At 40.9% G+C, this 21,997-nt stretch carries 20 protein-coding genes, 3 tRNA genes and 1 riboswitch; of the genes, 9 read left to right on the top strand and 14 right to left on the bottom strand.

The features are described 5' to 3' along the window. Window positions 1–14 precede the first annotated feature (14 nt). The gene (locus tag NKF87_RS02750; protein WP_004614640.1) at window positions 15–230 is read right to left on the bottom strand and encodes a helix-turn-helix domain-containing protein; all 216 of its coding nucleotides are present in this window, start codon (window positions 228–230) and stop codon (window positions 15–17) included. Between the two features lie 114 nt (window positions 231–344). On the opposite strand from NKF87_RS02750, the gene NKF87_RS02745 reads away from it, so the two are divergent. Next, a complete protein-coding gene (locus NKF87_RS02745) occupies window positions 345–653 on the top strand; it encodes a hypothetical protein (RefSeq protein WP_039959858.1) in 309 nt (102 codons plus the stop codon). A gap of 183 nt (window positions 654–836) precedes the next feature. Here NKF87_RS02745 and NKF87_RS02740 read toward each other — a convergent pair whose 3' ends face one another. Further along, entirely contained in the window at window positions 837–1,253 is a 417-nt protein-coding gene (locus tag NKF87_RS02740) for a helix-turn-helix domain-containing protein (protein WP_004614642.1), read from the bottom strand. Between the two features lie 161 nt (window positions 1,254–1,414). Between NKF87_RS02740 and NKF87_RS02735 the strand changes: the two genes are divergently transcribed. The 3 genes from NKF87_RS02735 (at window position 1,415) to NKF87_RS02725 (ending at window position 2,982) form a co-directional block, all read left to right on the top strand. Then, a complete protein-coding gene (locus NKF87_RS02735) occupies window positions 1,415–1,735 on the top strand; it encodes a hypothetical protein (protein WP_117597962.1) in 321 nt (106 codons plus the stop codon). A 171-nt stretch (window positions 1,736–1,906) separates the two neighbouring features. Further along, a complete protein-coding gene (locus NKF87_RS02730) occupies window positions 1,907–2,449 on the top strand; it encodes a rolling circle replication-associated protein (protein ID WP_253583923.1) in 543 nt (180 codons plus the stop codon). 44 nt (window positions 2,450–2,493) lie between these two features. Beyond that, window positions 2,494–2,982, top strand: coding sequence for a tyrosine-type recombinase/integrase (locus NKF87_RS02725; RefSeq protein WP_253583921.1), 489 nt, complete (start codon window positions 2,494–2,496; stop codon window positions 2,980–2,982). Between the two features lie 69 nt (window positions 2,983–3,051). Here the strand turns inward: NKF87_RS02725 and NKF87_RS02720 are convergent. The 4 genes from NKF87_RS02720 to NKF87_RS02705 all read right to left on the bottom strand — a co-directional run bounded on the left by NKF87_RS02720 (window position 3,052) and on the right by NKF87_RS02705 (window position 4,873). Continuing rightward, a tRNA-Pro gene (locus NKF87_RS02720) sits at window positions 3,052–3,125 on the bottom strand. 65 nt (window positions 3,126–3,190) lie between these two features. Then, window positions 3,191–3,261, bottom strand: a tRNA-Gln gene (locus tag NKF87_RS02715). A gap of 134 nt (window positions 3,262–3,395) precedes the next feature. Next, a tRNA-Gln gene (locus NKF87_RS02710) sits at window positions 3,396–3,466 on the bottom strand. A gap of 93 nt (window positions 3,467–3,559) precedes the next feature. Next, window positions 3,560–4,873, bottom strand: coding sequence for an MATE family efflux transporter (locus NKF87_RS02705; RefSeq protein ID WP_117597961.1), 1,314 nt, complete (start codon window positions 4,871–4,873; stop codon window positions 3,560–3,562). A 114-nt stretch (window positions 4,874–4,987) separates the two neighbouring features. On the opposite strand from NKF87_RS02705, the gene NKF87_RS02700 reads away from it, so the two are divergent. Further along, window positions 4,988–5,788, top strand: a complete 801-nt coding sequence (locus NKF87_RS02700) for a MerR family transcriptional regulator (protein WP_117597960.1) — start codon at window positions 4,988–4,990, stop codon at window positions 5,786–5,788. Window positions 5,789–5,907: 119 nt separating this feature from the next. Here the strand turns inward: NKF87_RS02700 and NKF87_RS02695 are convergent, their stop codons facing one another. The 5 genes from NKF87_RS02695 to NKF87_RS02675 form a co-directional block, all read right to left on the bottom strand. After that, window positions 5,908–7,122, bottom strand: coding sequence for an LL-diaminopimelate aminotransferase (locus NKF87_RS02695; protein WP_055284415.1), 1,215 nt, complete (start codon window positions 7,120–7,122; stop codon window positions 5,908–5,910). Between the two features lie 4 nt (window positions 7,123–7,126). Then, window positions 7,127–7,975, bottom strand: a complete 849-nt coding sequence (gene dapF / locus NKF87_RS02690; protein WP_028086310.1) for a diaminopimelate epimerase — start codon at window positions 7,973–7,975, stop codon at window positions 7,127–7,129. Between the two features lie 63 nt (window positions 7,976–8,038). Further along, window positions 8,039–8,587, bottom strand: a complete 549-nt coding sequence (locus NKF87_RS02685) for an ANTAR domain-containing response regulator (RefSeq protein ID WP_055284410.1) — start codon at window positions 8,585–8,587, stop codon at window positions 8,039–8,041. Window positions 8,588–8,643: 56 nt separating this feature from the next. Further along, window positions 8,644–9,975, bottom strand: coding sequence for a type I glutamate--ammonia ligase (glnA, locus tag NKF87_RS02680; protein WP_117597959.1), 1,332 nt, complete (start codon window positions 9,973–9,975; stop codon window positions 8,644–8,646). Between the two features lie 46 nt (window positions 9,976–10,021). Continuing rightward, window positions 10,022–11,221: an FprA family A-type flavoprotein gene (locus NKF87_RS02675; RefSeq protein WP_117597958.1), complete on the bottom strand. Its 1,200-nt coding sequence runs from the start codon at window positions 11,219–11,221 to the stop codon at window positions 10,022–10,024. Window positions 11,222–11,610: 389 nt separating this feature from the next. Between NKF87_RS02675 and NKF87_RS02670 the strand changes: the two genes are divergently transcribed. Together NKF87_RS02670 and NKF87_RS02665 are read left to right on the top strand one after the other, a co-directional pair. Beyond that, window positions 11,611–12,702 (top strand): sensor histidine kinase, encoded by a 1,092-nt coding sequence (locus NKF87_RS02670; RefSeq protein WP_242998886.1) that lies wholly within the window; start codon window positions 11,611–11,613, stop codon window positions 12,700–12,702. Between the two features lie 2 nt (window positions 12,703–12,704). Beyond that, a complete protein-coding gene (locus tag NKF87_RS02665; RefSeq protein WP_181978359.1) occupies window positions 12,705–13,418 on the top strand; it encodes a response regulator in 714 nt (237 codons plus the stop codon). 215 nt (window positions 13,419–13,633) lie between these two features. On the opposite strand, the gene NKF87_RS02660 is transcribed toward NKF87_RS02665, so the two are convergent. Further along, window positions 13,634–15,892 carry a glycogen/starch/alpha-glucan phosphorylase gene (locus NKF87_RS02660; protein ID WP_117597956.1) on the bottom strand — a complete coding sequence of 753 codons (2,259 nt, stop codon included), beginning with the start codon at window positions 15,890–15,892 and terminating at the stop codon, window positions 13,634–13,636. Window positions 15,893–16,105: 213 nt separating this feature from the next. Here NKF87_RS02660 and NKF87_RS02655 point away from each other — a divergent pair, with 213 nt between their 5' ends. Beyond that, window positions 16,106–16,975: an AraC family transcriptional regulator gene (locus NKF87_RS02655; protein WP_117597955.1), complete on the top strand. Its 870-nt coding sequence runs from the start codon at window positions 16,106–16,108 to the stop codon at window positions 16,973–16,975. 110 nt (window positions 16,976–17,085) lie between these two features. Here the strand turns inward: NKF87_RS02655 and NKF87_RS02650 are convergent, their stop codons facing one another. Beyond that, a complete protein-coding gene (locus NKF87_RS02650) occupies window positions 17,086–18,894 on the bottom strand; it encodes a Na/Pi cotransporter family protein (protein WP_117597954.1) in 1,809 nt (602 codons plus the stop codon). A gap of 291 nt (window positions 18,895–19,185) precedes the next feature. Between NKF87_RS02650 and NKF87_RS02645 the strand changes: the two genes are divergently transcribed. Then, window positions 19,186–20,607, top strand: a complete 1,422-nt coding sequence (locus NKF87_RS02645) for a DUF512 domain-containing protein (protein WP_181978358.1) — start codon at window positions 19,186–19,188, stop codon at window positions 20,605–20,607. Between the two features lie 109 nt (window positions 20,608–20,716). Here the strand turns inward: NKF87_RS02645 and NKF87_RS02640 are convergent, their stop codons facing one another. After that, a complete protein-coding gene (locus NKF87_RS02640) occupies window positions 20,717–21,607 on the bottom strand; it encodes a cation diffusion facilitator family transporter (protein ID WP_117597991.1) in 891 nt (296 codons plus the stop codon). Between the two features lie 125 nt (window positions 21,608–21,732). Further along, a riboswitch (NiCo riboswitch) is annotated at window positions 21,733–21,859 on the bottom strand. Window positions 21,860–21,997: the final 138 nt, after the last annotated feature.

Genomic DNA, 21,997 nt, shown 5'->3' with positions numbered 1-21,997 from the left:
ACAGCAACAGCTCGTTATTCTTTTACATAACAAATCAATTCGCCAACTTCACAATCAAAATAATCACATAACTTACAAATCAAATTTGCATCCAGCCTTTGAAATTCATTTCTGCAATATCTGTTAAAATTTGACCTCGGAATATCCAACTCTTTGCAAATGGTATTCTTACTGATATCCCGTTCTTTCAACAGTTCTTCTATCCTTAACTCTAAATGTCCATAATTCATATGCATCACCCCTACACAAAGTATATTTAATAAATCTTTATGTAGTAATTCACTATACAGCGAGGTACTATATAGTTATCCCCTTAGGGATTTAAGAAAGAGAGGTGCATACACATGAAAATAAAAGTCATAACTACATTTTTATTGTTCTGTCTAATTGCCGGAATCTGCTATTACATCAGTCTGCCCGATTACCATGTCCGTAACAGCATGTCATTCAGTAATCAAGGCACACGAGACACGGAGCTAACTGTTATTGTTTACAAATATTGGGGAATTGATGAGACTATTCGTAAAATCGAAACAGAACACAACAAGATTAACGGCACTCCTACTACCCTTGAAATCAATCTCTATTATTCTGCATGGCTGATTCGTTATGGAGAGAAACCCTTTAAAACCGTTGTTTTTGAATATGACTAAGAAAAAGAATAACAGACAACACTTTCGCAATCGTGCTGTCTGCTATTCTCTGTATACTTTCCACATCTAGTTCTTTCTTGTTCGTGTTCTTTCAAAAACCAACGTTCCGAAGGATGCCCAGAGCGACGGTTCCTAACAGGGCGGCGGGTCGGCTGGGCAAGTGGACGCCTTAGATTACTTCTGCTATTTCGTCACATATTCGATTGGACTATCTTCAATTCCCTCATATTTCTTTATAGTAAGAAGATTGTTAATAAAGTCTAATACCTTGTTTGTATCTTCATCATCCAGTAGGTCCAACTTAGTCAAGATATCAATGTCTGTTTGATTTTCCACTTGTATTGATATGGGTTCTGACATATCCACAACCGCTTTAAATTTTTTCTTTCTGTGAACCACATCAATATCTGTAGTCAATCCCATAACATGACTTTTGCTTACGCCAAACAGTTGTGATAACCTATCCCATATAGAATCATCCCTTGGAGTTCCATTCCCATTTTCATAGTTAGTCAGCATACTTTGTGAAATTCCCAACTCTTTTGCCAATTCCGCAACTGTGATGTTATTTTCTTTTCTCAATTCTTTTATTTTATTCATCGCAATCCTCCTTGTTTATGCTCATTATATTTCAATGTTTTCACTCTGTCAATCTTTTTATCGGATATTAAGATATTTCTCTTGACATCGCTTATTCTGTGCTGTATTATAATAAATATCTGAATATCAGATAATCAAATATTTTAAGGAGGTCATATTTATTGATTAGAGGAACTGATTTCATTTTAAACCCGGACAAACTGGAGGAACAATTTCAATTAGTCGAAGTATCTGAATGGATTGACTACAACACCAAAGAGAAACTAGGCTTCTACTACACTGTTCTTTTTCCAAAGCTGAAATTTGAGAAAATCAAAGTTGGCGTTAAAAATGCCAATCAGCTTGTGTCTAATGAAGAATTGGAGCAAAGAGGACAAGTGACCGTTTCATTTGAGGGACTACTTACATGGGCGAGTCTTTATAATGGACGCTTATCCGTCAAAGCAGAAGCTGCCAATATCAGAAAAGCCGGAACAAAATAGTTCCCTAAAGGGGGCAGATAGTCAGTGCCGGACAACGTCATAAGGTGCTGACTATCTGCACCATTTAAGGAAACAGATATCGTTCTATCTTTACTTGATATATAAAACAACATCTTCCGAAAAATCGGAGTAGAAACAAGCACATACAAAATAGGATACGAGGTGAATTTCGTGGGCAAAGCAAAACAATGTTTTGTATACAATACGAAAATCATTGAAACTCCTACTACGAAAGAAGTGTATTTCTATGAAACTCCAATTTACAGCCATTCAAATTCAGATTCAAAAACAAGTAATACACAAGCACATAAACGTAAAGTATTTGATGAAATGTCGGCTCATAAGCAATATGACAGTTTAAAGCGCAAGCAAAAACACTATGAGCAAACCCGTTGGGAGATTGCCCGTATTGTTGACTGCAATTTTGATAACAAGACCAAATTTTTAACGCTGACATTCCGAGAGAATATTCAAGACATCACTATAACCAACAAGGAATTTAAGTATTTTATACAACGATTAAATTACTATCTGTATCAAACCAAAGTCCAGACATTGAAATATATTGCAACGTGGGAGAAACAGAAACGTGGAGCAATCCACTACCATGTTATTTTCTTTGATTTTCCGTTTGTGGCAAAGGAAAAACTACAAGATTTATGGACGTATGGATTTATCAAAATAAACCGCATTGATGTAGACAGCATGCCATAGAATTAGCAATGTACACGGGTATGAGGGTTAGTGAGCTATCAACCTTGAAATGGTCTGATATCAATGATATCTGCATCAGTATCAATAAATCTGCAAAACACAATCGGTTAAAAAATGAATTTTCTGTTGGTAAGACTAAAACCAAGAAATCAAGAGCCTATCCGGTTGACGGACAGATTAATCACTTATTGGCACGCATCAAGCGAGTACAAGAAGAACATGGAATTTTATGTGAATGGATTTTCACGGATGGCAATGGAAGTTATACCCATGCAAGAAACATAACTGACTGCATGACACGGTTATGCCGGGAAAACAAATTAAACGGTGGTGGTATCACTAAGCTACGGAAAACAACCAGTTCCGACTTACAAGCTAAAGGCACACCAAAATCAGTGGTCGCAAGTATGTTAGGACATACTACCGAGGTCAACGAGAAGTATTATACCTATGACACTTCAAACCTTGCCGAAAAGAAAAAGATTATCCAAGAGCGAAATGCCAAATTTAAGAATCTGGCACACACTGGATAATCCCAACCAAAGCCAACCAACTTTTTCAACACCTAAAAAATGAAAACCCCCCATAAAATGGGGGTAAAATCGGAGTGACGTGATTCGAACACGCGACCTCTACGTCCCGAACGTAGCGCTCTACCAAGCTGAGCCACACTCCGATATATACAATTTTTAAAAGTAACCGGACACCTTCTAAAAAGTATCCGGCGCCCCTGCCAAGGAACTACGGATAGAGGACTCGAACCTCTACTAACAGAGTCAGAGTCTGCTGTGCTGCCATTACACCAATCCGCATCAGTGTGATGTTCTGCATTGTTCAGCGAACAAATATTATTATACCAATTTTTTCAAAAAAGTCAATAGGTATTTTTGATTTTTTTCTATAACGAAAAACCGGATACTTCTTAATGAAGTACCCGGTATCATAACTACGGATAGAGGACTCGAACCTCTACTAACAGAGTCAGAGTCTGCTGTGCTGCCATTACACCAATCCGCATCAATAAGACTTTTCTCTGCTGTCCTTAAGTTGTCCAGCGAATATTAATTATACTCGTTTACAGAGAAAAGTCAATAGATATTTTTAAAAAAATTATTTTTTTCTGTACCACTGATATAACCCGGCTGATAACACCAGACAGCAGCTCTCCGCAATCAGCGGTGCCCACCAGATAGCTTCTCCTCCAAACACAGCTGTCAGAAATACCAGACTGATCACCAGTGCGATCAGACTTCTGGTAAGTGAGATCATCGTTGCGAATCCAGCCTTTTCCACAGAGGTAAAATATCCTCCCAGGACCACATTGAGTCCCGCAAGCAGAAATGACAGGATAAAGATGCGAAGCACCCGCACCGAATATACACTCAGAGATGCTTCACTCTCTTTTAAGAACAATCCCACAATACTTTCTGCCCCAACATAACATATGAGTACAGCCGCCACGGAACCTGCCGCAGCTGCCACCATTCCATACTTCAGAAGCTTCTTATATTTTTCCGATTCGTTTTTTCCATAGTAGTAACTGATCAGTGGCTGGGTTCCCTGCGCAATGCCTGCCATGGACATGACAACGATCGTATTCACATATGAGATGATCGTATAACTTACCAATGCATATTCTCCTATATATTTCAGGATTGCCTGGTTAAAAAAGAAGATGATAATCCCACTTGAGAATTCTGTTATCCCGGAAGACATACCGTTACGGATCTGCCTCCCGATTTCCGATGGCATCAGATGAAATTTCGAGAATCTTATTGTTCCTTTCGGTCCCAGAAAATGCCACAGATACAAGAGGATCACTGCTGCCTGCGAGATCCCGGTAGCAAATGCCGCACCCCAGACGCCTTTATGCAGCACCATGACCAGAATATAATCCAGGATACAGTTCAGCACAGCCCCGGATGTCACATAGATTGTCGCAAGCTTTGGATAGCCATCTGTCTTGATCAGCGTCTCAAATGAATAAGATAGGATATATACTACAGAAAATGGTGCGATCGTTCCAATATATGTTCTCGCATATGGAAGAATATGATCCGTTGCTCCAAGGAATCTTGCAAATGGATCCAGAAATATCATAACCAGTATTGTAATCAACACCGACAGGATACATAATAAGACCACATTCTGCGTAAAGACTTCGTTCGCCTTCTGTTTTTCCCCCTGTCCTAGAAAGATTGCCACAATCGTCGAATTTCCGACTGCAAACAGGATGGAGACAGAAAACAGTCCTGTTGTAAACGGCATGGAGATATTCACCGCTGTCAGCGCCACTTCCGATACCCCTCTTGCCACAAAGATACCATCTACCATGGTATAAAGCGAGAATACCCACTGGGCGATAATTGACGGGATGATAAAACGAAAAAAATCACTCTTCAAAGACTTTCCTTCGAGTCTCATATTAAAACCTCATTTCTTTTACCTGTTTTTCTTTCATTCATAGTCTAAACCCTGGTATAATACTAAGGTCAAGTATTATGTATCAACAGAATTTTGTTTTCAACAGGTGAATATATGAAACAGTTTTTTAAGATCAACGAAATATCCAAACTATACAACATCGGACCGGATTCTCTCCGCTATTATGAGAAGCTGGGACTTCTGGCTCCAAAACGCGGAAAAAATAATTACCGGCTCTATACGCTTGATGATCTGTGGCGTCTGAATATCATACGTGATCTGAGACGTCTGGGATTTCCTATGGAAAAAATCCGGGAATACATGGACAATCGAAGCGTTGAGAACACGCGTAAGCTGCTCACAGAAGAACTGGATGTCATCCATCAGCAGATTCAGGAATTAAACCGTCTTCAGAAAAATGTAGAAGAACGGCTTCTGACATTATCCGGTGCGGAAGACCAGGCACTGCTTAAAATCCGTCTGCAGACGTTTCCCGACCGTTATTGTCATACCTTGCATATTCCCTACCACACAGACGAAGAAATGGATCTTCTGGTAAAACAGTTGTTGAATAAAAATACAGAAAATCTTTATATTATCAGCAACCATAACATCGGATCTTTTCTTCCGTTAGAAGAAATAAAGAAAGGACAGTATGAAAATTATTCCGGAGTGTTTATCATTGATAATTCGGGAGAGTATTGTCTCCGCGGCGGTACTTATCTTACCTTCACCTATGCAGGTGATTACCGTCAGAACACCTCTTATATTCCGGAACTTCTCAACTATGCAGATGATCATGGTCTTGTTCCTGATGGACCTATTCTGGAACTGATCTGGGTAGACAATCATCAATCAGCAGATATCCGCGAACATATTACAGAACTACAGATAAGAGTATATCCAAAATCCTGACCGCATCTCTCTGCATTTGTTGTGACGCCATCTGCGGAACACATATGCCAAACACATAGCGATAAAAAAACCGGTATTCCCGTGCTTTTTTCAGCATAGGAATACCGGCCGTTTTTTTATTACATCTTCTTAATTCTCTCAATTGCTGCAACAGTACTCTCATAGGTTCCGAATGCAGTCAGACGGAAATATCCTTCTCCGCTTGGTCCGAATCCCGATCCAGGAGTACCTACTACATTAGCCTTATCAAGCAGATAATCGAAGAAATCCCATGATGTCATTCCCTTTGGTGTCTCAAGCCAGATATATGGTGCATTGACACCGCCTGATACATTGTATCCGGCATCTTTGAGTCCTTCTTTGATTACTTTGGCATTGTTCATGTAATAAGCAACCTGTGCACTCAACTGTTCTTTTCCCGCATCAGAGTATACAGCCTCTCCTGCTTTCTGGATGATATAAGAAGTTCCATTGAACTTTGTTCCGTGACGTCTTGCCCACAGAGAATGTAACATAACATCTCCTGACTTGATATCTTTTGGAATTACTGTTGCACTCAGACGTACTCCTGTAAATCCAGCATTCTTAGAAAAACTTCTGATCTCGATCGCACATGTTCTTGCGCCCTCGCACTCATAGATAGAATGCGGCACTTCTTTTTCTGAAATATATGCTTCGTAAGCAGCATCATAGATGATCACTGCGCCTGTTTTATTTGCATAATCAACCCATGTCTGAAGCTGTTCTTTTGTTACCGTAGATCCTGTTGGGTTGTTCGGGAAACACAGATAAATGATGTCCGGTGTCTCTTTTGGAAGCTCCGGTGCAAAGTTCGTCTCTTTTGTACAAGGCATATAGATGACATTGCTCCATGTTCCTGCTGCAGCATCATATGTACCTGTACGTCCTGCCATAACGTTTGTATCTACATAAACCGGATATACTGGGTCGCACACAGCGATCTTGCTGTCTTTCGAGAAAATCTCCTGAATATTACCGCAGTCTTCTTTTGCTCCGTCGGAAATGAAGATCTCATCCGCTTTGATGTCGCATCCTTTTGCCTGATAATCATTCTTCGCCATTGCGCTTCTTAAGAACTCATATCCAAGATCCGGTGCATATCCATGAAATGTCTCTGCATGTGCCATCTCATCAACTGCCCCGTGAAGAGCCTCAACAATTGCAGGTGCCAGAGGCTGTGTTACATCGCCGATACTCAGCTTAATGATCTCGGCTTCCGGATGTGCTGCCTGATATTCACGCTGTTTTCTTGCTACTGTTGAGAACAGATAGCTTCCTGGTAACTTCAAATAATCCTGGTTTACTTTAAACATCTTCTTACTCCTTTATCTCTGTAATGTCTATCACGCCGTCGAATACAACTGTTGCAGGTCCTGTCATAAATACACGATCCTTTTCTCTGTCCCACTCGATCTGCAAGTCTCCACCTAATAATTTTACCGTAACTTGTGTATCTGTCAAGTTATTTAATATACTGGAGACAGCTACGGCACATGCTCCGGTTCCACATGCAAGGGTTTCACCCGAGCCGCGTTCCCACACACGCATCTCTACCGTCTGTCTGTCGATACAGTGCACAAACTCTGTATTGATACGCTTCGGAAATCTTTCATGATTCTCGAACTTTGGTCCTATTTTTTCCAGATCCAGTCCCTTTACATCATCCACATAGATAACTGCATGCGGATTTCCCATAGATACTCCTGTCATATGGTACTCTTTCCCATCCACCTCAATTGGTTCGTCGATCACCTGTTCCCGCTCTGATATGATTGGAATCAGATCAGCCTCAAGTTCCGGTTTTCCCATGTCTACTTTTACCAGTGACACTTTCCCATCTTCTACGGTAAGATCCAGATATTTTATTCCTCCAAGTGTTTCCACGGAAATCTGTGTCTTATCGGTCAGCCCGTAATCATAGACATATTTCGCCACACAACGGATTCCGTTGCCGCACATCTCGCCTCGGGAACCATCTGCATTGTACATCTCCATCTCGAAATCAGCTGTTTTTGACGGATTGATCATAATCAGTCCGTCAGAACCAATACCGAAATGTCTGTCACTGACGAATCTTGCCACCGCCGGCGGATTGTCAATCTTTTCTTCAAAACAGTTGACGTAGACATAATCATTGCCAAGTCCATGCATCTTTGTAAATTTCATCTGTTCTTTCTTCCTGCCTTTCCTGCATCCGTTTTCTCTATAATATGTTTACTCTTTCATCTCTTACTCTGCCATAATGCTCAGTACCATCTCTGCTGTCTCTACCATATTCGTTCCACTGTCCATACTGCTCTTCTGAAGATAGCGGTGTGCTTCTCCTTCAGACATATTATTACGTTCCATCAGGAGTTCCTTTGCCCTGCGGATCGTCTCTTGCTGCTTTGGATCACGATTCTTTGATTCTTTCTTTCGTTTTTTTCGTTTTCTGTCCATGGACTGAAGCATCATGTTCATGGTATTCATAAGGTCGTATACCTTGATTGGGGTAGAAAGCCCTACAATTCCTTCTACATCCCCGCTGCTCCATTTATCCTGCGATGCGATCAGGAGCATTTCAAACGAATCCGGTAAATATTCCCGCAGCTGTGTATACATCATATCTTTCATGCGGTAACCGCAGACCACGATCCCGTTATCCACAGTATCTGCATAGTGCATAGCCTGTGCACCGGTGGAACACACGCCAATTACATCCATACCGCCCCTGGCAAGCAGATTTCTGATATTTGTTGCATTATCTTTATTCGGGAATACAACAATAATCCCTGTCACTCTGCCACCTCCTGTCAGATACTCTTTTGCGCGTTTCTGTTAAGTGCAAAATCGTATTACAGTAAGTGCAGATATTTTTCAAGCTCCCAGTCTGTAATTTGGATTCTATACTCATAATACTCTCTGGTCTTTGCTTCGATGTATTTTTTGGAAAGATCTTCCCCTAATATCTCCTGGATAAAGGTATCCTTCTGGAATTCTATTGCTGCCTCTCTCAGACTTCCCGGCAGTTTCTCAATTCCAAAGATCTTACGTTCTTCATCCGTCATCTCATATACGTTGCGGTTGACTGCTTTCGGAGGCATCAGGCCCTGTTTGATCCCGTCAAGACCCGCCGCAAGACATACCGCCAGCGCCAGATAAGGATTCGCTGAAGGATCCGGATTACGAAGTTCTACTCTTGTATACTCTCCGCGGCTTCCCGGAATCCGGATCAGTGGTGTACGGTTCTTTGCAGACCATGCGATGTATACCGGTGCCTCATATCCCGGAATCAGACGTTTGTAGGAATTGATACTTGGATTCGTGATAAATGTCAGCGCTTTCATATGTTTCATGATTCCGCCGATAAAGCAATATGCTTCTTTACTGAGTCCATACTCATCCTTCGCATCCTGGAATACATTGATTCCATCCCTGCTGATCGACATATTCAGATGCATGCCGGAACCATTGATACCGAACTTCGGCTTTGGCATAAATGTCGCATGTAATCCATGGCGCTTGGCAATCGTCTTTACAACTAGCTTGAATGTCATAATATTATCTGCAGTTGTCAGCGCCTCATCATAACGGAAATCTATTTCGTGCTGTGCCGGTGCCGCCTCGTGATGTGAAGATTCGATCTCGAATCCCATATCCTCCAGCGTCAGAACCATATCACGTCTTGCATTCTCGCCCAGATCTAAAGGCCCAAGGTCAAAGTATCCGGCACTTTCATGAGAAAGCGTAGTCGGAAGTCCGTCGTCATTTGTATGGAATAAAAAGAACTCCAGCTCCGGTCCCACATTGAATTCATACCCCATCTCTTTTGCTTCGGCCATGACCTTTTTCAGAATATATCTCGGATCACTTTCATATGGAGTTCCATCTGGTTTATAGACATCACAGATCAGTCTTGCAACCTTTCCCTGCTGCGGTCTCCACGGAAATATCTCAAATGTATTCAGATTCGGATACAGATACATATCGGACTCTTCCACTCTTGCAAATCCTTCAATAGCCGAACCGTCAAACATAATTTCATTATTCAGGGCTTTGTCTAACTGACTTGTGGTAATTGCAATGTTTTTCATGGTTCCGAAAATGTCTGTAAACTGCAGACGGATAAATCCTACATCCTCTTCTTCTACCATTCTTAATATATCTTCTCTTGTATAATTATTCATTCTACTGACCTCCACTCGATATACATCTTTTATGTGTCATGACTTCTTACATTGCATCAATAATCTGCTGTGCAAATGCATCCAGGTTTTCTTCCTGATCTGCTTTTAATGTCGATTTAACAGATAACTTCTGATCGAGTACTGTCATATTTTTCATCTCTTCTAACTGTTTTACGATCTGCTTCCCTGCTGTGGCAGCCCAGGTTCCGTTATCCATAATCGCAACTGTTCTGTTCTGCACCGCCAGTGCTTTCATATGTGCAAGCAGATTTTCAATCGGTGGGAAGATACCTCCATTGTATGTCGGGCATGCAATTACCAGATGGCTTACCCGGAAGATTTCTGCGATCAGTTCCGACACATCTGTTTTTGATGCATCGTAAACTGCAATATTTTTCACGCCTTTTGCACCAAGCTTTGCTGCCAGCGCATCAGCTGCCTGCTCTGTATTGCCGTAAATCGAGCCATAGATAATGGCAACTGCCTGCTCTTCCGGCTCATACTTACTCCACTTGTCATGTTTCTCGATAAAATAATTCAGATTGCTTCTCCATACCGGTCCATGAAGCGAACAGATCATCTGGATATCCAGCCCAGCTGCTTTCTTCAGAAGTGCCTGTACCTGCATACCGTATTTTCCGACGATATTGGTAAAATATCTTCTTGCATCATCGATCCAGTCTTTTTCAAAGTCCACATCATCATTGAACAGGTTACCGTTCAGAGCCCCGAATGTTCCGAATGCATCCGCAGAAAACAGTATCTTCTCCGAAGCTTCGTAAGAGACCATAACCTCCGGCCAGTGTACCATCGGTGCCATTACAAAATGAAGCGTATGGTTTCCAAGTTCCAGTGTATCTCCTTCTTTTACTACAATCTTCCTGTCTTCCAGATCCACATCGAAAAACTGTCCGATCATCTGCATGGTCTTCGCATTTCCGACTACTTTTGCTTCCGGATATAATTCCAGGATTCTCTGGATATTGGCACAGTGATCTGGTTCCATGTGCTGCACAACCAGATAATCTAAGCTTTCTCCGTTTAATGCATAAGCCACATTTTCGATAAACTGCATGGATGCAGATGCATCTACAGTATCCATCAGAGTATTCTTCTCGTCTTTAATTAGATAAGCATTATAAGATACCCCTCTCGGAACCGGAAATAAATTCTCGAATAAATTTAATCTTCTGTCATTTGCTCCTACCCAGATGATATGATTTGTTACATTTCTTGTACATTGCATGATTGATTCCTCCTGTCAGTTTCCTGTTTTTATTTTTTTAATGATTCAGGTTTTCTTTTTCCTGATGAATAGATTACATAGGTATTCCGTCCCTGTCTCTTAGCCTCATATAACGCTTCATCCGTTTACTCCTTTTATCTATACGCTTCCCGTCACATAATATCACATTTTTTAGCACATTAACGCACAAACTTTTAAAGTTTACGCATTAAATTTCATACAATATTATAAAACATTCATTTCTGATTACAATTTCAGTATAGCATAGTTCTAATAACGTTTTCCACTTATTATATTTTTTCTGATGTCTCCGTTTTGTATTTTTATGGTACAATAAACATATTATATCTTATATTTTATATCGCATACATTTGCAGAAAGGAGTCCTTTTGAAACATACCGCACCGACAACTACACTTGAGTCCCGGACATTATGGCACAATATCGTATCTACCATAATCATACTGGCCATTGCAACCATACTGGCATTTTCTTTTTTTCATATCACGCAAAGTGACCCTGCCAATATCGCATTGATCTATATCCTTGCACTGATCATAATCGCAAGAATCACTACCGGCTATTTTTTCGGAATTATTTCTGCTTTTTTTTGCGTGATATTTATCAACTGGTGTTTTACCTACCCATATTTTAAAGTAAGTTTTGCAATCAGCGGATATCCTGTAACATTTGTATTTCTTCTTACCATCTCCATGATCGTCTCTACCCTGACTACACGATTAAAAAAGCAGGATAAAATGATCCTTGACCGGGAGCGTGCGATCAATGAAGCCGACAAAGAACGTATCCGTGCCAATCTTCTGCGGGCTATTTCACATGATCTGCGCACTCCCCTTACATCCATCATCGGATCTTCTGATTCTTTTACTGAGAATTATGCAGCCCTTTCCGATCAGGAAAAGTTAGATCTCGTCTCCTCCATTAACGAGGATTCACACTGGCTTTTGAACATGGTAGAAAATCTGTTGTCCATTACCCGGATCCAGGGAGATACCGGAAGAGTCCGAAAAGAAGATGAACTGGTAGAAGAAGTAGTATCTGAAGCGATCACCCGTATAAAAAAGCGGATTCCGGATATTGAGATTCACGTAACTGCGCCCGATAACATACTGATCATTCCAATGGATCCTCTGCTGATTGAGCAGGTGCTTATGAACCTTATAGAAAATGCTTTTGTCCATTCCGAAACTAACCGGCCGGTTGAGTTGCAAATATCAGAAGAATCTGATACTCTTACATTCCATGTCATTGATTACGGAAAGGGAATTGATGAACAGACCATTCCTCTGATATTAAAAGGGGAATATCATGTTCCCAAAACATCGGATACACACCGTGGTATGGGAATCGGCCTCTCCATCTGTAATACGATCGTCCAGGCTCATGGCGGACAGATTTCCGCTCATAACCATGCACATGGTGCGGAATTTTTATTCACACTACCGAAAGGGGATATTTAATTATGATTGACAGTTATTCCATTCTGATTATAGAAGATGAAAAAAACATACTGGATTTTATGGCAAGAACTTTAAGATCCAATGGTTACAAAACCATCACCTCCGAAACCGGACAATCCGGACTTTCTATCATCAACTCCCAATGCCCGGATCTTATCCTTCTGGATCTCGGTCTCCCGGATATGGATGGCAATGACATCATTTCATCTGTTCGGAAATGGACAAGTTGTCCGATCATCGTAATCTCTGCAAGAGCCGGAGAACAGGATAAAGTTGCCGCTTTGGATCTCGGTGCCGATGATTACATTACAAAACCTTTCGGTACGTCCGAACTACTGGCACGTATCCGAACTTCTCTGCGTCACAGTAACCGTATGGCTTCCAATTCTCCTCTTTTTATCCGGCCATACAAATGTCAGGGACTGATGCTGGATTTTGAAAAACGTATGGTTACTCTGGATGGGAAAGAAATACATCTGACTCCGGTTGAATACAAGATTGTAGCCTATCTTTCAAAGAACTCCGGAAAGGTTATGACCTATGCTTCTGTCATGGAAAATGTATGGGGACCGTTCACGGATAGCAACAATCGTATCCTGCGCGTAAACATGGCGAATATCCGGCGGAAGATTGAACGCAATCCATCCCAGCCACAGTTCTTATTCACCGAGGTCGGTGTCGGCTACCGGATGTGTGAAGATGAAAATGAGATGTAAGCTGCGGACTCTGCACCGTTAAGAAGGTGTTAAGGAATCTTCACATATCTGTACATTCAGATCAGATATGTTATTATAGAAGTGAAGTGGCATATCGTAAAAGAAAAGTCTCATTCATTATTCTCTCAAAAAAAGGATGCACGTGCATGCATCCTTTTTTGTTACTTTTTTCTTCTGTTTTAATTTGAATGAAGCTTCTGAAAGAATCTTACATTTTACACATGCCAGATATCTCTGTTGTACTCTGCGATCGTACGGTCTGATGAGAAGAATCCTGCTTTGGCAATGTTCACGATCATCTTCTTCGCCCATGACATACGGTCTTCGTAATCTGCAAATACTCTTTCTTTTGTCTGAACATAATCCTTTACATCCAAAAGTGTCATAAACCAGTCTTTCTGAATCAGTTCTGCATGAATCTCAAGAAGTGTACGTACATCACCGATCTTCATCATCTCAGGGCTGATGATGAAATCTACCCACTTGCGGATATCTGCATCATTGATATAGTAATCTGCTGCCACATAGTCTGATTTTGCATAGTGCTCAATTACCTGATCACTGCTCTCACCAAAGATATAGATATTCTCATTTCCGACAAGCTGATGGATCTCTACGTTTGCACCGTCTTCTGTTCCGAGTGTTACTGCACCGTTCAACATAAACTTCATGTTACCCGTTCCACTTGCTTCCTTCGATGCCAGTGAAATCTGTTCAGATACTTCACATGCAGGAATCAGTTTTTCTGCCATTGTTACGTTGTAGTTCTCTACCATTACAACCTGCAGATATGGTGCCACTTCCGGATCATTCTTGATCAGTTCCTGCAGACACAGGATTACATGAATGATGTCTTTTGCGATAATGTATGCAGGCGCTGCCTTGGCACCGAAGATCATTGTGATCGGTCTCTTTGGTTTATTTCCGGCTTTAATATCCAGATATTTGTAAATAATATACAGGACGTTCATCTGCTGTCTCTTGTACTCATGAAGACGTTTGATCTGGATATCAAAGATTGCATTATCATTTAATACTACTCCGGATTCTTTTTCCAGATATTCTTTTAATGCAGTCTTATTCTGCTGTTTAACATCCAGAAGTGCGTTCAGAGCTTCTTCATTGTCAATCTGTGCAAGAAGTCCTTCCAGCTTTGAAGCATCTTTACGGAATTCCCCGACTCCATATTTATCCATCCATTCTACCAGTTTCTTATCACAGTGCATCAGCCATCTTCTAAATGTGATACCATTTGTCTTATTATTGAATTTCTCCGGATAAATATCATAGAACGGCTTTAATTCTACGTCTTTCAATATTTCTGTATGCAGTGCCGCAACACCGTTAACACTGAATCCATAATGCATATCCATTCTCGCCATATGCACACGGTTCCACTCGTCGATGATCTGTACATCTTTGTTATTATATTTTGCCGCTACTCTTGCCGCCAGTTCACGAATGATCGGCATTAAGTGTGGAACAACTGCCTCCAGATAATCAACCGGCCATTTCTCCAGTGCTTCTGCAAGGATGGTATGGTTGGTATATGCACAGGTGTTTGTCACAATCTCAATTGCTTTATCCATAGAGATTCCTCTTGCTGTCAGAAGACGGATCAACTCCGGAATTACCATAGAAGGATGTGTATCATTAATCTGGATCACTACATGTTTGTCGAGTTCTTCCAGTGCATATCCTTTTTCTTCACATTCCTTCAATATGAACTGTGCACCATTACTAACCATGAAGTACTGCTGATAGATTCTGAGCAGTTCTCCCTGTTTGTCACTGTCATCCGGATAGAGGAACAGTGTCAGATTCTCACGGATATCATTTTTGTCAAATGCGATTCCATCTCCTACGATATTCTCATTTACAGATTCAATGTCGAATAAATGGAGCTTATTTGTTCCGTTTTCATATCCGGTTACATCAATATCATATAATTTAGAATGCAGGCTGAAATCTTTGAACGGTACATCGAATCCGATTCCTGTATCAGTAAGCCAGCTTGTATTCTGGATCCATGGGTTTGGAGTCTCTTTCTGTTTGTGATTTTCAAATATCTGTTTGAACAGTCCAAGATGATAGTTAAGCCCGATTCCGTCTCCTTCCAGACCAAGTGTTGCAATGGAATCCAGGAAGCAGGCTGCCAGTCTTCCAAGTCCTCCGTTACCCAGTGACGGTTCCGGCTCTACTTCTTCAATCTCACAGATATCCTTTCCATTTGCTGCGAGAAGTTCTCTTACTTCATCGTATACCCCAAGGTTGATCAGGTTATTGGATAACAGTTTTCCGATCAGGAATTCTGCTGATATATAATATACTTTCCTTCCGATTTCCGAAATATTTCTTCCTTTATCTGCCGCAGCTTCTTTTACTGTTGAAAGAAGTGCTGCGTAGATCTCTTCATTTGCCGCATCTTTGATTGATTTACCAAGTGTCTGCTGTAATTTTTCTGAGAAATTCATAATTAACCTCCTGAATCTGCACTGCCGCATCATTATCCTGAATCTGTGTCTGATTCATTTCTATAAATTCTTTGTTTATCAGTTTCCGTTTGCTTTACACTGATATTATAATCAGATTATAACCATAATCTCTTGCATCATAGTAGTAAAAAGTAATACAATACTATCAAACAAACAACTTTTTGACAGTAGAAAGGACTCCAGTATCTGATTATGAACACACTCACCTACGAAAACCTCCACGAAGTAAAAAAACACGTCAGCTCCCAGTTTCCATACAACACCTATCTGTGCTCCATTCCATTGGACTTCACACAGGTTCCGCTTCACTGGCATAATGACGTGGAGATCATTGTAATAAAAAAAGGCTGTGGTATCATTTCCGTTGATACCGAGCCCAGAGCTGTGAAAGCCGGTGACATCATCCTGGTCCGACCGGGGCAGCTTCACTCCATTTCCCAGCATGAAAAAGACAGTATGGAATATGAAAATATCCTGTTTCAGAGCAGTCTTTTATATTCTGCTGATTCCGATCCCCGGACAGTCGAATATTTCCAGCCGTATTTTACACTGGAATACAAACTTCCATGGCTCTTTGACAATACCTGTTCCTCCCATGAAGAACTTTCTTCCTGTATTGATGCAATCGATGACCTCTGCGCTAAGCGTCCGGACTATTATGAATTATCAGTAAAAGGACATCTCTTTCACTTCTTTTACCTGTTATTCTCCTCCCAGGGATCACCTGTCACTTTCAGCCGCAGTAAATCTCTGGATAAGGTAAAACAGATTGTTTCCTACATTGAATCACATTACACAGAACCGATTACCGTTCAAAGCGCAGCAGACTATATGGGATTCTCCGAATCACATTTTATGAAATTCTTTAAGCAGCACCTGCACACAACGTTCACCAGTTATCTGAATGGCTACCGTCTTACCATTGCCGCCAGACTTCTGCTCACGGAAGATGACAGTATTCTGTCCATCTCGGAACGCACAGGATTCAATAATCTGTCTTATTTTAACCGTTTATTCAAAAAAGAATATCAGATGTCACCGAGAGAATACCGGAATCGTTAGTAAACAAAAAAAGAACAGCGTCTGAGATATTTCCCTCTCAGGTTCTGTTCTTTTTTTATTTTTATAAGATAAACTTACCTCTGTCTTACTTATATGCTCTTATGCAAATCCTACTCAACCTCTTCCGGTTCCATGCTTCTCATATGTTCCCCGTCTTTTTTGATCTCATATTTCTGATTATATTCATTCAGATAAGTTTTATATTCAGTGCTGTCGGAAGGATATACCTTCGAATTATGAATATGTGTATCCATATTCTCTTTATCGCTGTTCATAAGTGCAACCATCGCACTTGCACAGTGTGCCGCAATACGGTTAAAGCTGTTCAGGATATCTGTAAATACTGTTCCTTCTTCCAGACCGCATCCACCACTGCTCATACGCTCCACATGACGCATCTTCAGTTCATCACACAGTGTTGTAATGACCATACCAAGCGGTGCTACTCTCTGTGCCATCTCTTTATCATTCTCAAGGAACGCCTTGCATGTAAGATTAATCTCCTCACGTACCGCTTCCATGACAACATTCAGTTCATCCCAGGCATCTTCTGAGAACTGTGTCTTATTCTCATGCATATCACTGGACATATATGCAATATAAGAAGCATGATCTCCGATACGTTCAAAGTCATTGATCGTATGCAGATAAAGTGAAACCTGCCTTGTCTGTGCCGTGTTCATCTCATGCTTTGTAAGCTTGATCAGATAATCGCCCAGACGGCTTTCATACTTATCGATCAGGTCTTCCTTTTTCTGAACCTTGTCGAACTTACTCTGCTGGTACTCATTCAGAAGATTCATTGCACGGTTAACATTCTTACGAAGCTTCTTCGCCATACCGCTCATTGCTCTGTGGCACTGACCGATCGCAAGTGCCGGATACGCAAGAAGACGCTCTTCCAGAAGATCAAAGTCTGCTTCATCTTCCAGTTCTTCTGCGCTGTCTTTTACCAGCCAGCATACCAGCTTCTCAAGTTTATTAATAAACGGAAACAGAACACATACCGTTACCAGACGGAACACAGTGTTCAACAGGGCAATCGATACCGGCGACATAATATTGTCCATAAAATCAAAATGGACAAATGCATTGATCGTATAGAATCCGATCGACCAGATCAACATTCCGAAGGTATCATTTAATAAATACACAAGTGCGGTTCTCTTACCATTCTTATTTGCTCCGATCGCTGAGACCAGTACCGGACAGGATGCTCCTACACCGATACCAAGAATAATCGGAAATGCACTGGAAAATGTAAGGATTCCTGTTACCGATAAAGCCTGCAATACACCAACGGTAGCAGATGCGCTCTGCAGGACGGCCGTAAATGCAATACCTACCAGGATACCTGCGATTGGATTCGAGAACATCGTCAGCATATCAATAAATACTTTACTCTCTCTTAATGGTGTAACCGCACCACTCATTGTCTGCATGCCTGTCATCAGAATTGCAAAACCAAGCATAATATTACCGATGTTCTTGTGTGTCGTTCTTTTACAGATCATCCGCATGATCGTACCAATTACCGCCACGACAGCCGCTATCGTTGCAGAAGATAAAATCTTTGCAATACCATTCGATCCGTCAATATAGGAAAGACATAAGATCCATCCAGTGATACTGGTACCGATATTGGCTCCCATGATGATACCGATCGCCTGTTTCAGTTTCATCATACCGGAGTTAACAAAACCGATGACCATAACGGTTGTTGCGGAAGATGACTGAATGACACTGGTCACTCCTGTTCCAAGTGCTACTCCTTTGAGCGGTGTATTTGTCATTTTGTAAAGGAATGCTTCCAGTTTATTACCGGCAACCTGTTTCAGCCCATCTCCCATAAGGGACATTCCGAACAGAAACAAAGCGACTCCACTTAACAATGACAATACCATAGAAAATATTTCCATAATTTTCTCCTTTGTTGTCAGCTTATTTTACGCTTACTTAACATTCTTTTAAAATATTCTTAACCTTTTCTTTTTTATTATGTCACGTTAAACGTTTGATTACAATCGTATATTTGTCAGAAATCACATTTTTTTACATCCCGTAGAAAAATGAATCCCGTCAATTCCTCTTTTTTCATCAATTTATCCAAAAATTACGTTCTGATTTTATAATTCTTACCTTGCACTCAGACTGAGAATAAGCTATCATTTTGTCTATATGGGTAAATGTTTATACGGAGGAATATATTTGTGAAAAAAAAGGAACAGGAACACCTGATACAGACCGTCTATCCGGGTTCTATTGCTGAAGAACTGGAAATCGAACCCGGCGATGTACTGTTAAAAATAAACGGACAGAAAATTGAGGATGTCTTTGATTATCGTTATCTGATGAAAGATGAATATGTCGAAGTCCTGATCCGCAAGCCTTCCGGGGAAGAATGGCTTTTGGAAATCGATAAAGAGTACGACGATGAGCTTGGAGTTGAATTCGAGAATGGACTGATGAGTGAATACCGCTCCTGCAGTAATAAATGTATGTTCTGCTTCATCGACCAGATGCCTCCGGGCATGCGTGAGACTCTGTATTTTAAGGATGATGACTCCCGTCTTTCATTTCTGCAGGGAAATTATATCACCATGACAAATATGAAGCAGGCAGATATTGACCGCATCATCCATATGCAGCTCGCACCGATCAATATCTCTGTACAGACAACCAATCCGGAGCTCCGCTGTAAGATGCTGCATAACCGGTTTGCCGGAGAAAAGCTAAAATTTCTGCAGGATCTGTATGAAGCACATATTGAGATGAACGGTCAGATCGTATTATGTAAAGGCGTAAATGACAAAGATGAATTAAAACGTTCCATTGAGGATCTTTCCAGCTATCTTCCTTTTATGAGAAGTGTATCCGTTGTACCTGCCGGACTTACAAAATACCGTGAAGGTCTCTATCCGCTGGAACTCTTTTCAAAAGAAGAAGCCGGTGAAGTCATTGATATGATTGAAAGCTATCAGCCAAAATTCTATGAAGAATATGGTCTGCACTTCATACAGGCAAGTGATGAATGGTATATTCTTGCCGAACGTGATTTTCCGGAAGAAGAACGCTATGATGGATATATCCAGCTGGAAAACGGAGTTGGCATGATGCGTCTTTTAAAGACAGAATTCCATGACGCTCTGGAAGCTCTGAAGCAGAATGACAACTATGAGACCTGGAAAAATGAGACCTGCCGTACACTTACCATTGCAACAGGCAAGCTTGCCTACAGTACCCTTGCCGGATTCGCAGAGGAGATCATGAAAGCATTTCCATATATTAAGATCAATGTATTTGCGATCCGCAATGATTTCTTTGGCGAGACTGTTACCGTATCCGGTCTGATCACCGGTCAGGATCTCAAAGCCCAGCTTCTGGAAAAGAAAGCCTCCGGCACCGATCTTGGTGACACACTTCTTATCACATGCAATATGTTAAGAAGCGGAGAACAGGTATTTCTGGACGATATGACGGTACAGGAACTGGAAGATGCATTAGATATGACTCTGGTCGCCGTAGAAAACCAGGGACAGGAACTTATCGAAGCTATGCTCAATCATCACTATACGATGCAGCGTGACAATGATACAGACAGTTTTGTATATGTAAAAGGTTATAACTCATAGCACAAACGAAAACATACTTTCATTAGCAGGATTAAATTTTTCAGACAACACCAACAAAGAAAAAATACCGCAGCTTTTTCAAAATTTGAAAGCTGCGGTATTTTTTCCATTATGCCGGATTTACATGAATCATAATATGCTTTGTATTCGGAAACTTCTTTTCTACATTGTCGTGCACATCCTCTGCAATTGCATGCGCATCTTTCAACGAAAGTGTTCCATCTACCGCAATCTCTGCATCGATATACACCTTGTTGCCGAACATTCTCGTTCTTAACAGATCCAGTCTTTCTACTCCCTGGCTCTTTCTGATATAGTCTGCCAGTTTCTCTTCATATTCTTCACTGCATGAAGTATCCAGCATCTTATCCAGTGCATCTTTGAAAATATCAAATGCTACTTTCAGGATAAAAATACAGATAACTACACTTGCCAGCGGATCCAGCACAGGAAATCCAAGCATTGCACCACCTATACCAATCAGTGAACCAACGGAAGAAAATGCATCTGATCTGTGATGCCATGCATCTGCCATGAATGCTGCGGAATCCAGAATCTTCGCATAATGTCTGGTATACCAGAACATCCCCTCTTTTGTAAGAATCGACACGATAGCTGCCACAAGTGCGATCGTTCCCGGTGCCTGCAAATGACTGTAATCACCGGCTATGATCGTCTTCACACCACTCATTCCAATTCCAATACCCGTTGCAAGAAGAATGGCTGCAAGCACCATCGATGCTACACATTCCAATCTGTCATGACCGTATGGATGTTCGCTGTCCGCCGATTTCTTAGATAATTTTACCCCGAGAAATGCAATGAATGTGGCAAACACATCCGATAATGAATGAACCGCATCGGATATCATGGCTCCCGAATGTCCGATAATTCCTGCCAGCAGTTTGAACGCTGTCAGAATGACATTTCCAAGAATTCCCACGGTTGATAAATGATTGATCATTTTCTGTTCATTTAATTGTTGTTTTTGACTTGTCATAAGATAACCTCCATTTTTCATAATGTCATGTCTCCTATGGCACCTAAGGTGAGACTACTGTTCCTCCGTATTCTATTTACAAGACTGCTTTTTTGCAAAAAAATACACCTGTGGAACTTTCTACTTACTGTCCCACAGATGTATGATATATCGTCTCATCTGCTGCCGGTAATCGACCGGCCCGGCATGCACATCATTTTTCTCGATTTTATTCTTATAAAAAATGAATGTAGCCTGATCAGTTTGTACTGTTATCCCTTATCCGTATTGGATATATTCAGTGCAAAGAGATTTTATATATAATATTCGATTTTCATGAAAAAGTCAACTGCTTTTTCAGGTTTTCATTTCAGTAAAAAATAATAATTTTCTGATCTGCTTGAATCTATT

The sequence above is a fragment of the Dorea longicatena genome, from assembly GCF_024168045.1.
GTDB lineage: Bacteria > Bacillota > Clostridia > Lachnospirales > Lachnospiraceae > Dorea_A.
The sequence above is the reverse complement of the archived record's forward strand: the minus strand, read 5'-3'. Positions and strand labels throughout refer to the sequence as shown.